1 protein-coding gene is annotated in these 221 nt (G+C 70.1%); it reads right to left on the bottom strand.

Features of this window, described 5'->3' with window-relative positions; translation table 11 throughout:
• Positions 1-221: amidohydrolase family protein (locus ACV22V_RS32745; protein WP_448016881.1), on the bottom strand; the 221-nt coding region annotated here is incomplete at both ends.

Genomic DNA, 221 nt, shown 5'->3' with positions numbered 1-221 from the left:
GTGATCGCGACCTGACGCTTGAGCATCTCCATCGCGACGGCGAGCGAAGGCACGCCGTCCCAGCGCAGCTCCATGTTGTAGTTCAGGCCGCCGCGAATCACGTGGCAGTGGTTGTCGATCAGGCCCGGCAGCACGCCGCGGCCGTCGAGGTCGACCACCTTCGTCGCGCGGCCCGCGAGCGGCATCACGTCCGCGTCGTGGCCGACCGCGACGAAGCGGCC

The organism is Burkholderia sp. AW33-5, from assembly GCF_053427615.1.
Note: the sequence above shows the minus strand (reverse complement) of the source record. Positions and strands in the feature narration are given on the sequence as shown.